This is a genomic window from Aquimarina sp. MAR_2010_214 (assembly GCF_002846555.1).
Classification (GTDB): domain Bacteria; phylum Bacteroidota; class Bacteroidia; order Flavobacteriales; family Flavobacteriaceae; genus Aquimarina.
In genome coordinates, this window is the sequence record NZ_PJMS01000001.1 from 5,513,041 (window position 1) to 5,527,165 (window position 14,125).

At 29.3% G+C, this 14,125-nt stretch carries 15 protein-coding genes; 12 read left to right on the top strand and 3 right to left on the bottom strand.

The annotated features are described in order from the left end of the window. Positions 1-33: 33 nt before the first annotated feature. The 3 genes from ATE84_RS23745 to ATE84_RS23755 all read right to left on the bottom strand — a co-directional run bounded on the left by ATE84_RS23745 (position 34) and on the right by ATE84_RS23755 (position 2,496). Entirely contained in the window at positions 34-624 is a 591-nt protein-coding gene (locus ATE84_RS23745) for a hypothetical protein (protein ID WP_101450279.1), read from the bottom strand. Between the two features lie 17 nt (positions 625-641). Then, positions 642-2,207: a S41 family peptidase gene (locus tag ATE84_RS23750; RefSeq protein WP_101450280.1), complete on the bottom strand. Its 1,566-nt coding sequence runs from the start codon at positions 2,205-2,207 to the stop codon at positions 642-644. A 133-nt stretch (positions 2,208-2,340) separates the two neighbouring features. After that, the gene (locus ATE84_RS23755; RefSeq protein WP_101450281.1) at positions 2,341-2,496 is read right to left on the bottom strand and encodes a YqaE/Pmp3 family membrane protein; all 156 of its coding nucleotides are present in this window, start codon (positions 2,494-2,496) and stop codon (positions 2,341-2,343) included. A 160-nt stretch (positions 2,497-2,656) separates the two neighbouring features. Between ATE84_RS23755 and ATE84_RS23760 the strand changes: the two genes are divergently transcribed. From ATE84_RS23760 to ATE84_RS23815, 12 genes are all read left to right on the top strand, one after another. After that, positions 2,657-3,712, top strand: coding sequence for a response regulator transcription factor (locus ATE84_RS23760; protein ID WP_101450282.1), 1,056 nt, complete (start codon positions 2,657-2,659; stop codon positions 3,710-3,712). A gap of 101 nt (positions 3,713-3,813) precedes the next feature. Further along, on the top strand, positions 3,814-4,977 hold the full coding sequence (locus ATE84_RS23765) for a hypothetical protein (protein WP_101450283.1): 1,164 nt from the start codon (positions 3,814-3,816) through the stop codon (positions 4,975-4,977). 114 nt (positions 4,978-5,091) lie between these two features. Then, positions 5,092-5,571, top strand: coding sequence for a DUF1573 domain-containing protein (locus tag ATE84_RS23770; RefSeq protein ID WP_101450284.1), 480 nt, complete (start codon positions 5,092-5,094; stop codon positions 5,569-5,571). 127 nt (positions 5,572-5,698) lie between these two features. Then, on the top strand, positions 5,699-6,598 hold the full coding sequence (locus ATE84_RS25935; protein ID WP_143273698.1) for a thioredoxin family protein: 900 nt from the start codon (positions 5,699-5,701) through the stop codon (positions 6,596-6,598). A gap of 311 nt (positions 6,599-6,909) precedes the next feature. After that, positions 6,910-7,872: a hypothetical protein gene (locus tag ATE84_RS23780; protein WP_143273699.1), complete on the top strand. Its 963-nt coding sequence runs from the start codon at positions 6,910-6,912 to the stop codon at positions 7,870-7,872. Between the two features lie 190 nt (positions 7,873-8,062). Then, complete coding sequence (locus ATE84_RS23785) at positions 8,063-8,746, top strand: hypothetical protein (protein WP_101450286.1); 684 nt, start codon at positions 8,063-8,065, stop codon at positions 8,744-8,746. 147 nt (positions 8,747-8,893) lie between these two features. Further along, positions 8,894-9,913: a hypothetical protein gene (locus ATE84_RS23790; protein WP_101450287.1), complete on the top strand. Its 1,020-nt coding sequence runs from the start codon at positions 8,894-8,896 to the stop codon at positions 9,911-9,913. A gap of 99 nt (positions 9,914-10,012) precedes the next feature. Further along, positions 10,013-10,732 carry an SMI1/KNR4 family protein gene (locus ATE84_RS23795; RefSeq protein ID WP_101450288.1) on the top strand — a complete coding sequence of 240 codons (720 nt, stop codon included), beginning with the start codon at positions 10,013-10,015 and terminating at the stop codon, positions 10,730-10,732. A 223-nt stretch (positions 10,733-10,955) separates the two neighbouring features. Further along, a complete protein-coding gene (locus ATE84_RS23800) occupies positions 10,956-12,101 on the top strand; it encodes a Fic family protein (protein WP_199176907.1) in 1,146 nt (381 codons plus the stop codon). A gap of 165 nt (positions 12,102-12,266) precedes the next feature. Further along, positions 12,267-12,836 carry a hypothetical protein gene (locus ATE84_RS23805; protein WP_101450290.1) on the top strand — a complete coding sequence of 190 codons (570 nt, stop codon included), beginning with the start codon at positions 12,267-12,269 and terminating at the stop codon, positions 12,834-12,836. A gap of 271 nt (positions 12,837-13,107) precedes the next feature. Further along, positions 13,108-13,617, top strand: a complete 510-nt coding sequence (locus tag ATE84_RS23810) for a hypothetical protein (protein ID WP_101450291.1) — start codon at positions 13,108-13,110, stop codon at positions 13,615-13,617. A gap of 17 nt (positions 13,618-13,634) precedes the next feature. After that, complete coding sequence (locus ATE84_RS23815) at positions 13,635-13,982, top strand: hypothetical protein (RefSeq protein ID WP_101450292.1); 348 nt, start codon at positions 13,635-13,637, stop codon at positions 13,980-13,982. Positions 13,983-14,125: the final 143 nt, after the last annotated feature.

Consider the following 14,125-nt stretch of genomic DNA (forward strand, 5'->3'; position numbering starts at 1 on the left):
TTATTTTACACATAGTTTCTTTGCAAATACTAATTATTTACCAGTCTTAAAACCGTTTTTATTGACACTAACTTCCAATTCTTTAGTCTCTACAGGAGTTTCAGAGAAGCTTTGTTGTTCTGAATGTGTTTTAAGTTGAATCTGAAGAGTATCGCTTCCATTATATTTAAGTGAATCTATTATAATTCTATCTCCTAAAAAATAAGAATCAATCTGCCTAATTGTTTTATCTTCATAATCTAAAACAAACATACCTATATAATTAAAAATACCTGATCCCTGATTTGAAACTTTGAAAGGAACCATAAAATATTGTTCATTTTCAGAAGATTGATTTAAGGTTGTTATTTTTAAATAATCGACAACAACTTCTCCTCGTTCGTTTCCATCAACATAAATGCCTTTTACCACATGTAAAGAATCTGTATCAACTTCTGAAATCTTACATTTAGCATTTGTTTCAGGAATAGTAATAACCCAATCATTAGACGTTTTTAAATTAAATAACTTTAATAAAACTTCAGATTGCGAAGATGTGTTTTCATCCTTACAACTTTGTGTTATAGCTATTATCATAATAAGGATAATTACTCTACCCGTTCTAACTCTTCTTTCTTTGACCATATATTATATCTATTATTTTATTTATTAACGTCTTGTAGTACCCACTCAAGGTTTTTATCTATCCCATTTTTTGTTTCGATATAAACATCTGGTTTTATCCCAAAACCATCAGGTTCTACTGTATGAGGTGCATTTATTTTCATTAACCCTACTCTCATATTTATTTTAGAATTAGGAAGTTCTATATATGCAAAAAACCCTGCAATTGTACCATTATATGCTCCACCTGTTTCTTCTCCCACAAAAGTAGCGCGTTTGGTAGCTTTTAGATGAGTAGATAAAATACTGCTTGCAGAAAAACTTTCCCCATCTATTAATACATAAATTTTACCGGTATACGAATTTGATTTAGGTTTTCTGAGTTTACTATATTTAAATTTAAAATAAGGATCTCCATTTTCTTTTTTAACCTTAAAAAACTGGTATGTTGTTAATACCGGGGAGAATAATATAGCTCCGGTTTTTCCGATCCAGGATTTAGTATGAAAAATCGGATATAAAAAACTTAGCCGTTTGGTCATTTTTGCCTTTTCAATAAACACATACTCTTTATCAGTCAAATAAGAATAGAGCTCTTCTATTTCTGCTAATCTACCTCCCAGATTTCCTCTTAAATCTATAATGAGGTTTTTACTAGTTGCAGAATCTATTTTTGAGAAGCTTTCTTCATAAAAATCTTTATAATTTCCGTTCGTAAAACTTCTTATTTTTATATAAGCGATAGCAGAAGTACTATCTGTTGTTATAAATTTAAAATTTCTATTATATTCTTTTTTGTATGTATCAAAGCCATATTTATTGTGCCGTTTACGCACCGCTTTATTCTTTTTCCTGGCTATTTTTTTATCTGCTTTGCTTTGTTTTACTACTGGTACAGTTATGGTGTCTTTTTTTACGGTTTTTTTCTTTTTACTATATCCGGCATGTACATAACGAGAATAAATACTATCTCCCGCTTTTAACTTCACTAGCACACTATCTTTTTGCTGATGTGTTCTGGCATAAAGCACTCCAAAACCATGACCAGTATACTTTGGGATAAATGTTCTATTATAGCCATCACCCGTATGTAGTTTTTGAAAAGACAGCAATAGATCACTTGTTTTCTCATGATCAACACTCAATATCTCTGAACCCACTGCGAGGGTATCATTTTTCTCGTAATTCTTTTCGACATATATCTTATTGTCAACACTATGAAAAGCTAATGATTTAAAAGGATAGCTTCTTCTACCTTTCATTTTTTTCTCTTTTTTTGTTTGCTTTTTATAAGGAGGATAGATTGCTGTATGTCCCTGTCGTATACTAGCAATTACTGGGGCTAATCGTTTATAAAATGCAATGCTGGATATAGGTTTCTTTATATTTTTCTTTAGTGTGTTTATTTTTTCATCCAATGAATCCTTACTTATATACCAATATAAATCCGGATGTAGTTTTTGTAATTTATGATATATAAAATCTATATCATCGTGTATTTCTCCTGGGCTATGAAGTTCGCTAATTTGTTGATTATACTTTTTAACTGAAGAACAAGCTGTTAACGAGATTGTTAATACACACAAAAATAACTTTCTAATCATAAAGACTTGATTTTAGATTTGAATTTATACCACCAAATGCATGCCACAATTATTGTATTATGGATTCATCACAATAATTCTGTTTTTTTACTGCGTTATTTGCTTTCTGTAGAAAAGTCAGAAGAGCTTTCTGTCATTTTGGATTATTAAGTATAACCAATGCCGCTATTACTCCTGGCACCCAACCGCAAATAGTTAACAACAATACTATTACGACAGATCCACAACCTTTATCTAATACTGATAACGGTGGAAAAAAAATAGCCAATATAACTCTCCAGATACTCATAGTTTGTAATGTAAAATAAATTAAATGTTATACTTATAAGTAGACGACAATTTTATTATGTTACAATATTACTGTAAAATTAATTTCTATATTTTTAACTTGGCTTGAAAATTAAAAACAATGAAACAAGCAATAACAAGTTTTGAAAATATTTAAATGCATGAAATTACCATTTCTAATACTATACTTTATTGTATTGATCAGTCCCAAAATACTTTTGGCGCAATATGAATTTTCTGGCTATGTCGATAAAAAAAACTGGTCGGGAGATATTTATCTATCATTGATAGAGGACTACAGGAAGTTATCAGGGGTTTATCCCGAACAGATTATTCAGAAAACGGTAAGTGACTCCATGGGATATTTTAGCTTTTCGGGAGATAATCTTCCTTTGCAAAACCATATGTACAGGATTCATATAGAAGGATGTTCTGAAGATGAAAAAAAGCCAATTCATTTTAATGGGTTTTGTCCTTATAGTAAAGAAGTTCTATTTATTGCAAATAACACAGATGCTCTTACCTTACCTTTTTCTTTTGATAATGAAATGTTTTGTAAAATTGTTTCGAATAACGAAAAAAGTAATGCTTTTATCAAGGTCGACTCTATCATAGGTGAAATGCGTTTTGCCTTTGCTTCATATAGAAGTGAAGCCAATCGTAAGATCAATGAAAAAAAGTGGTTTGCTACACTACAACGTTTTGTAAAAGATCAAAATGAACCACTCACAGAGCTTTATGTTTATGCTTTTTTATCAGATAAAGCCAATAATTTATATGCTCATTATCTTGAAGATCTAAAGCAAAATGTATACTATGATAACCTATTAGAACGATTACAAAAAAAATACCCCAGTAGTACATATACCAAACGATATGAAGCAGAATTAGCTTCAGATAAATTTATGATTAGCCCCAGGGAAGTTTCATATAAAAACTTGTGGCTATGGATAGTGTTGGCATGTGCTATAGTACTTAATATTTTTCAATTTCTGAACTACCGAAAAAAGGTAAAAACGTCTCATAATTCTGAAAAAAATCTTACACAGCAAGAACAAAAAGTATTAGACCTTATCCTTGATGATAAGACTAATAAAGAGATTGCTTCTACCATGTTTGTGAGTATAAGCACTATAAAAACTCACATCAACAATCTGTATAAAAAACTTGACGTGAGCTCAAGAGATGAAGTTAAATCATTGAATATGAAGAAGTAATAAAAAATCCACCTGGGGTCTAGTCCCCTTTTCAAACCTATTTTTATTGATTTTGTTCTCTTATGTTTTCATTTTTGGTATTGCTATCAAAATCAAAATAAATGAACAAAACAACGATTACACTACTACTCTATACTATATTTTTATGCAATCTAAATGGGCAAACCAGTTCTGTTCTGGTTCCTAAAAACACAAGACTACCTAAAGATTCGATCATAACCAATACGCTAATTAAATCATTAGGCGGGTTTCTTAATTTAAAAGAAGGACTCAATAGGGAGAATACATTTGTTTTACCTCAAAATTTATTAGAAACCTCAATTTTACTTGATGAAATAAAAAACATTGAGAAAAGTACCAAATTTAAAAACGAAAAATTTTATAAGTGCTATTTAAATAATATTATCAAAATCAATGAAACAGAATATTTAATTCAGTTTTATTACCTCGGCCTACATAAAACTGAACCTATTTTAAGAGCAAATTATAGTATAATGGCTCAAGAGAGGGATGGCCAATTTTACTTCTATTCTCCACTAAAAAGGAATACAGTATCCTGGCAAACAAAAAAAATAAAGAATACCACTTTTTATTTCAAGAATGATTTCGAATTACCCAAAGCAATAGCATACACTTCGAAGATTGCAGAATACGATAATATATTAAATATCCCAGAACAACCAATGGAATTCTATTGTGCTGAAAATTTTAATGAGGTCATGAAACTAATTGGTGTAGATTTCAAATTAGATTATAATGGGTATAGTCATAATTCTATTGAAGCCTATGAAAACGGTAATAGTCTAATCATTAACGGCGTTATTGCATCTAATTATAGAGATTTTGACCCTCATGACCTATGGCACAGCAGAGTACGAAAAATACTGCCTGCAAATAAGATATATAAACCTGTTGATGAAGGTTGTGCTTTTTTATATGGAGGTAGTTGGGGCTATAGTTGGGAAGAAATTCTTCAAAAATTCAAACGATTTGTGCTTTCCAATCCTGATGCTAACTGGTTAACTCTTTATAATGAGAACAAAAATTATGGCAACGAAAAAAATAAGGCATTACGAGTAGACTACACACTCAATGCATTACTAGTTAAAGAATTATACAAAGAGAAAGATTTTTCTGTAATCCTAAAATTACTGAGTTGTGGCAAAAAAAACGAAGACTATTTTCGTGTTCTAAAAGAAGTAACTGGTATAACAAAAAGTAGTTTTAATAACTATATGTCTACACTGATTAAACAAATTAAATAATTATCAGAATACTAGCCCCTCTCCCGGTAAGCTAATAAAGTACCATTTAATATGAGATAGGTTTAATATCTCTTATCTAAAAATAATGTTTTAATAATTTTAAAAATCGAAATCATGAAAAAAGAATTCCTAATCTTAGCTAGCCTACTTGTAATGGCTGTAGTATCTTGTAAGGATGATGCTACCAAAAAGATAAACGTAGAAAACGTTACCGTTTCTGAAAATCGAGATACAAAAATCTCAGATTTTCCGGTAATGGCTTTTACAGAAACCAATCACAATTTCGGAGCTATTAATGAAGGTGATATTGTAGAACATAAATTTACCTTTACTAATACCGGTAAAGCTCCATTGGTTATTATAAGTGCCAAAGGTAGTTGTGGTTGTACTGTTTCTAAGTGGCCAAAGGAACCCATTGCTCCGGGAGCAACAGGAGATATGATGGTTACTTTTAACTCTAATGGTAAACCCAATCTACAAAACAAACAAGTAACAATTACCGCAAATACCGAAAAAGGCAAAGAGATACTTAAAATCAAAGCCATGGTTACTCCTAGAATCAAGGCTGTAAGCGGAGCTCCTATAAGCAAATAGACTAGTCGTAACATTGTAATCGATTAGTTCTCGATAAGAGAGAAACAATTCTTAAACCTTAAATCTCCTCCTGATGGGAGGAGATTATATATGCCTTATTTACAACAATAATAAACACCTTCTTAACATGAAAACAATCATATGTGTCATTACATCCATGATTTTATCCATAATCACGCTTTCTGCTCAATCTTTTAATCATGAGATCAAAGCAGAAGGAAGCTCTCCTATGCTTCTTGGTAAAATCAATAATCAGGGATTAACACAAGATCCGTATAATGAGTGGTTCTCAAAAAACTATAAAGAATACACTCCAAAACAGAGTAGTATAGACTCCTTAAAAACACATTTATCCTCGTATACGATTACCCTTTTTATGGGTACCTGGTGCGGAGATAGCAAACGTGAGGTCCCTCGTTTATACAAAATATTAAAAGAAAGTAATTTCCCATTAGATCGACTCACCACTATAGCTGTAGATCGAAGTCGGGAGGCGTATAAACAAAGTCCAGGAGGAGAACACGAAGGTTTGAATATACATCGGGTACCTACTCTAATTTTTTATAAAGATGGAAAAGAGGTCAATCGTATTGTAGAATCTCCAAAAAACACTTTAGAAGAAGATATACTCGCTATACTTTCTAAAAACTATACTCCAAAATATAGTTCGGTAATTCTAATGAATGATATTCTTACTAAAAATGGAGCTTCCTATATTTTTAAAAACACCAAAAAACTAGTAAAAAAATTTAAGGATAAAACTCAAAATTTGTATGAATTAAACACCTATGCCAGTGTTCTTTTTTATGATAATAGAAAAGAAGAAGCCATAGCTGTATTGGATTTTAATACTGCATTGTTTCCTAAAGAGGCAAATACTTATGTAAGTCTTGCCAATAAATATCTGTATATGGATGACACGGTCAATGCGATCCAATACTACAAAAAATCATTAGAATTTGAAGAAAATAAAGAAATACAAAACAAAATTAAAGAACTAAGTACTACACCAAACGTTTCGAAGTAATTATAACAAGGTTTCTAGCCCTCACAGATTTGTATAAAACTTAATTCGACACAAGTCTGTGAGATCATTTTAGGGCAACTTCAAGTCCAATCTTTTTTCTAAATATATAGGTCATCACAACTTTTTCTCTCAGATTAATTACAAAATCTACTAGTATTGTAAGGCATATGTTTTTATTATTGATATTTAGCAATACCTTTATCATACAACATTATGACAAAACAAACATTTACAAATGTTTATAAATAAGTACAAACGGATGTATGTGTAATATTGCACATATAACAGTGTTAGGCATAATCAAAAAACAAATGAAGTACGGAATCTATACAATCGAAAGTCAAATACTCCACTCCGAATATTATTCTGAAAACCCTAGCTTATTTTTGAAAAGAAATGCAATTTTATTTGACAAGTTAGTTATAGCAGATGGTAGTGAAATTTATGGTTTTGATAAACTCCATTACTTAAATGGTGCTTCAAAAGAAGTTATAAAGAATAAAGCTGACCTTGAAAAAATATTACTTTCTATTAAGGATTTTATAAGTGATGACAACAATAAAAAACCTATCAATGAGCAACCCAAGCACGAAGACTCTATGTGGGGAGGAGAAAACTCAAGTGATTATATTGAATTTGTATCTGATTATTATTTGAAAAAAGTTGGAAAAAGCTCTATATCGAAATTAGGAAGATATGAATATAAAGAGTTAAAAGGATACATTGGTGGTATTTCCAATGATTTTCAAACTTTATCTCTAGCTAATGAAATATCTAAAGATTTCTCAGCTTTATTTTCTGAAATTCACGAAAAAGCATTTAGACATACATATCAAAATGAAAAGAGGTTTGATAAAGGTGACGTTATTAGAGAAATAGAAAAAATTAATTTTATCGATTTTGGAGGCTTATCTTGGGATGAAATAATCATTTTAAGAAAATCTGAATTTATAAAAGACTTTAGGCTTAAAATATTTGATTGGACGACAGACTTCTTAAAAACGAAAGATGTAGAGAAATTTCAATCCGATTTAAATAAATTTATAAATGACGCAAAATTTGACTTCATTGACAGAAAAAAACCAAACCTAAAAAAGACCTCTATTTTAGGTATTTTAGGAAATATTCCATTACCAATTCCTGTTAACCCCATAAGTTTAGCAAATAGTGCTAAAGAAATTCGAGATGATATTAAAATAAAAAAAGATTTTGACTGGTTATTTTTTATACAAAAAGCGTATAAGATGACTATGCCTAACAATGACTATAATTAATACGGGTTTTGGTGCTTTACTCAAAGTTTGGGTATATTCACGAAGTCCGCCAAATCTTTTGATTTGGCTTTACACAAAAAAGATAAAACAAAATAAAAAGTTTTGGCTAAGTGATTAATCGAAAGTTCACTACTTTTAATTCCCGCACTAACCATAGCCGAGACGTTGTAAGTAATCTAATAATCCCAAAGTGAAATTTAATTCGTTAATAATACTTTTTCTTTCACTTTTTCTTTTTAGTTGTTCTAAAAAGGAAACTGTAGAAAAGGAAAATAAAAAAATAGAAATCTATCTTACGAATAAAAGAATTTTAAATGCTAATTCAATAATAGCTACTAAATCTGATTCATTAATAAAGTACATAAAACAGAATGTTCCTGAAAAAGATTTCAATTTTTTTATGAGTAGATACGTGACTAAAGAATGGGATACAATCCAAAATAATATAGCTCCTAAGGGAAAATTTATTGCTACAAAAATTGATTTAAATAAGAATCCTATTGTTTACGATTCAGAAATAGGGAACTTCAATGTACAAAAAGGTGAGTTAAGAATAAGTAAAAGTGGACTTGATAGAATAATAAAAAACCTAGACAGAAAGTATATTTGGGATGGTCAACAGTACGTTATAACCTATGGTGGAAAACCAATATTTACGGGGTATTTTGTTTCAAGTTTAAGTAGCTCCCTTGTAAATTGGTATTCAACCTATCATTTTCATTCCGATTTATCGAAAGGAGATTTTGAATTAGCAACTCCATTTAAAATAGATCAATGTTACTGTTTATTGGAAGATAGAGAATTAATCCCCAATTTAAAGTCTAATAAAAAACTAATCGAAGCCTTTCACCAAACAGATAGGTTAACTAAATAATAACAACTACTTACAACAATTTGTATATTGCATATGCCGCCTTCGGTAGGCAAACGCAACATACAAGAGACGTTGTAATACATTTTGCTCGTCCTAAAGATTTACGAAATAGACCAGACAAAATTTCTTTAGATTTTATTTTAAATTATGCTAAAAAAAACATACATAGTCACTTTCTACTTAATCATCAATCTTTTTTGTAGTTGTCATATTTGCTTCTCTCAAATCATAGAGTATAATCCTGAAGACAACATATATGACCTTAAAATTAATCGTGGCTATTTACATAGCGTTAAAGGAAATGTAAAAAATTTAATCACTAAATTGTATGTATATGATTATAATTCTAATGAATATAAAGAATCTTCAATTAGATACCCTGAAGGGTATAGACCATCCAAGTATAGTTTAGACAAAGAAGGGAATATTATAGAAAGAGTATTTTTAGGCACCTATGCATACTACTACAGAAATTCAAAAAAACATAAAATTGACTCTAAAAAGACAAATGTCCTTAATAGAGTTTGGAATAAAGTAATAAAAACAGAAAAAATAGAGGAAGAAGATTTTAGATGGGATTATTATTTTGGTAAAGAAATAAAGATGAGTCTTTTTGACAAGTATGGTATTATTTATGAAAGAAACAAAAATAATATAGATGTCTATTTTCTAGAATATAAAAACAAACATTTATTTGATAAAAAAGGCAATATAGATAAAGATAACCATTTAGTATCAAAAGAATTACAATATAGGATTGAATATAATATACATGGAAAAATTAAAAAATTCGAGAACCTTAATGATAATAAGATGATTCATTATTATACTTATGACAAAAACAACAATCTAATACGTGAAGACATATATCATTACAGTAATAATGAGTTTTATGAATTTGAAATGAAAACATTCTTATTAAATGCCAAAAATGATGTTACCAAAAAAAATGTATATAAAGCATATATAAAAGAGAACCCTTTTGATGAAAGTACAATGCTAAAAATGTTCATTAATCTTATAAGTGACAAAAAAATACCTTCTAAGTTAAAGTATGATAATAATGAATTTGAATATGAGTATGAATATGATAAATATGATAATTGGACGACTAAATTCTATCAATATAGAGCTAGTAAAATAGTTAGAAAATTAGAATATCATTAAGATAAAATAAAAGAAATAAAACGTATTACAACAATTTGTATAATGCATATGCATTATACAAGAGCCGTTAGGCACAAGCACAAAATACTCAAACGAAAAATGAATCCAAAACAAAAATTAGAATCTATTTTAGGTAATGAGTATGAATCTGAAAACGGAGATTTATATAAAATACAGTTGTTGGATGGAATGACAAACAAAGAAATTTCAGAATACAAAAAACAGCTTCCAAATAATCATCTTCCATCAGAAATAGAAGAACTCTTGAAGTTTAGTATAGGATTTGATTTTTATGGATTAGAAGCAGTGAGATTTGATACCTATGGCCAATTTGGCTTTGAAGAAATGTTCCCTAATTCAATTCCACTTACAGGAGATGAATTTGGCAATTTTTGGATTCTAGACATCGATAAAAAAGGAAATTGGAATTCAGTATATTATGTTTGCCATGACCCAGCAGTTATTGTTAAACATTCTGAGAATTTAAGCGAATTTATTGAGCAAATTCACGAATTTATAAAAAAAGAAAACGAATCAGTTCTTAATATAATTCACAAAAAAACAGTAATGGAAATTTGGACTGAAAAAGTCGGAATAATGGAAAGAAATGAAAAGGATTATAAGTTTGAGAATGCGCAAGTTGATTTACCAGAAATATTTTTGGTAGCAGATTTAACCGACCAACCAATTAAAACTGGATTCCCTTGGGGTAAATCTGGTGCGAATACTAAAATAATAAGACCATCAGATAAACCGATTTGGATTGTGGAGAAAAAAGTAAAACAAGGGTTTTTATCGAGGTTATTGGGGGGAAAATAAAGCCAGTGCCTAACACTATAAAAAAAATTGCTGATAAAAGCCTACTTACGAACTTTAGCGCTTAAAACACGCAACTTTCCTTACACAAACACGTCGGCATTAATAAAAAATCAATCATTTCTAAATTCGCATTTAATGAAAATTTGAAAATACTTATTTTCACTATTCCAATTAATTGAAAATATAAAATATTATATTTGTGTTTTAGCTAAAAAATAAAATTATGGATTTAAATGATTTCATTTCTGGAAAGCACATTAAACAAATAGAATATAAATCATTTTCCCCTGAGAAAATTAATCACGAATGGATTGTATCAACTCCCGAAGTGAATAAATTATTATCAGAAGCAAATAGACTAATCGGAGAATTGAATGCTTTTTCACAGATTATTCCTGATGTTGATTTCTTTATTACAATGCATATTCTAAAAGAGGCAACAACTTCTAGTAGAATTGAAGGAACAAAGACAAATATGGAGGAAGCCCTAGTTAAAGAAGAAGATATCAATCCTGAAAAAAGAGATGATTGGGCAGAGGTACAAAATTATATAAAAGCAATTAACATCTCAATAAAAGAATTAGAAAAACTACCTATTTCAAGCCGACTTATAAGGAATACCCATAAAATAATTCTCTCTGGAGTAAGAGGAAAGCATAAAATGCCAGGTGAGTTTAGGACAAGTCAAAACTGGATAGGAGTAACATTAAAAGATGCTATTTTTATTCCTCCGCATCATTCAGAAGTAATTGAATTAATGAGTGACTTAGAAAAATTTATTAATGATCAAGAGAATCATATTCCTCACTTAATAAAAATAGCAATTGCACATTATCAATTTGAAACAATTCATCCATTTCTAGATGGTAATGGTCGACTTGGCAGACTTTTAATTACACTTTATTTAGTTAGTAATGATGTGTTAAAGAAACCATCTCTTTACTTATCTGATTTTTTTGAAAAAAATAAAGGGTATTACTATGATAATTTAATGACTGTGCGTCTTACAAGTAATTTAACACAATGGGTTAAGTTTTTCTTAGTTGGTGTTATCGAAACTTCGAAAGAATCAATACAAGTGTTTAAAGATATTATAGCCTTGAAGAATAACATTGAAACAGTAAGATTACCTAAATTAGGAAGTAAGATTAAAAATGGTCAACTATTAATGAAACAACTTTTTCAAATACCAATTATAGATTCAAAACAAGTTTCAGAACTATTACAAATTTCAGCATCAACTGCGAATAGGTTAATTAAAGATTTAATCGATCTGGAAATATTGACAGAACTAACAGGCTACAAACGGAATAGAAAGTTCATGTTTAAAGAATATTTTAAAATATTTCATGCGGAAACAAAAAACTAAAGACAACAAATAATGCATAATTCCCCATATAAAGAAACTCTATTAATTTCTATTGCTAACATCATTAAAAAAAGAATAGGAATTGAGCGAATTTTTGGGAAGATTGACTAAACCCTAAACAACTAAATATTAAAATAATAATTTGACGTTAGTCAGAATTCAAAAATGAGAACACATTTAATAATTATAATTGTATTAATACTTAATTTACATTCCTTTGCTCAAACAAATAAAAAAAATGACAATGGAAAATTTTATACAATTAAAGGGTTAATTACTGATAAAAACTCTAAGGACACTTTACACCTTGTAATTGTTGAATTTATGAATAAAGAAAATAAACTGATTAAAGCAATGCGATCAGATTTTGACGGAATTTATTATTCATCTATCTGTTCGAAAGAATTAATAGACGATAGCCTTCTAATTAAAACTACGAACGCATTTTACAAACAGGAGGTTTTTAATTATAAAATAGTTTCTGATACAATTATTAATATCAATATGGATTCGGATAGTAACAAAACATTTTCAAAAGAAAAATTTGAAGAATATAATAGGCTCAGAATGTATGGTCGCGGATGTGGTTTAGTTGATGATGACGAATATGATGAACTAGAATACCAAAGGAACCTAAAAACTTACAAGCATTATTGTACTGGACAGATAAAAAAATATAGAAGTTTGATTGATGATAATGCAATTTTTTCAGAATGGATACTAATAGAAAAATAAAACTATGCCTAACACGATGTCCTATAATTAATACGGTTTTTGGCGCTTAACCCAAAGTTTAGGGTTTTAAACTAAGTCCGCCAAATCTTTTGATTTACGACTTTGTTTTTATTTCATATTTTTGGTAGTCGTAGTCCTTAGGTGGGCATTATAAAGAAAAAGCTAAAACAGAATAAAAAGTTTTGGCTAAGTGCTTAATCAAAAGTTCACTACTTTTAATTCCTGCACTAACCATAGCCGGAACATTGTAAAACATAATGAGAATCAAATTTTGAAAAAATATTTAACCTTATTTGTAATTTTAATCTCTGTATGGGTGACTAATAGCCAAAATGAAAAATCTCACAGAGAATCGTTTGATTTGACTGTTGCTATAGACACTATAAATTTTTACAAACAAAAAATTGATAAAACCCCCTATTTTGTTAAGGAAAATGTTTTACAAATTTACCCAACAGAAAAGATAAATATCGAAGTTGAAATATCAAAAGATAGTATCATAGCAATGAAAGTTGTGAAAGAAAACCTTAATCCGGAAAAGACTATTGTACTTGAATTTAAACAGGAAGTAAAAAACCAAAAAAGTGAAAGGATGATGCTTACCATAACAAATCCTTTTGAAAAAACACTTACATATGATGCTCATATGTTTATTGTAGGGCACGATAAATGGATTTCAACAAGTATAATACCAATTCTTCCTAAATTGACCAACTTTGAGATGTGGAATGATATTATTCTTTCTTTAGTTTTAGAAAATTGGAAATTAACAACTAAGTAAAATACGTTTTACAACTAATGAAACTGACATTCATCATACTATTTCTATTGACTGTTTCTACTTTGTTCTCCCAAGAAAGCAAGAAAAACACTATATGTCCGATTGAAATAGTAAAATTAGCTGTAGAATTAGATTCAGTTGAATTATTAAAAACCGCATATAGCAACAGAATGGTAGATATTATATCAAGTAGCGGAGAATGGGAAAAGGCTTTCAAATACTGGAAAAAATTAGGGCTGGATGATTATTCATGTGAAATTGATCAGAAAAAACCCATAGCCATCTTTTTTTATCGAGGAAAGGAGCATGAAGGTAGAATGAAAGTTATTATGGAGAAATCAAGTTGGAAGTTTGATGAAAAATAAACGTTGTACAACACAAAATAAACCACATTAAAATGATGGTTTATTCAAACCGTTGTGTTTAATTCCCTACATAAAGAAACTCTATTAACTTCTTAAGCTAACGGATGAAATTTTAGAGTAAATTCGAAGAGTAAATTTTACCG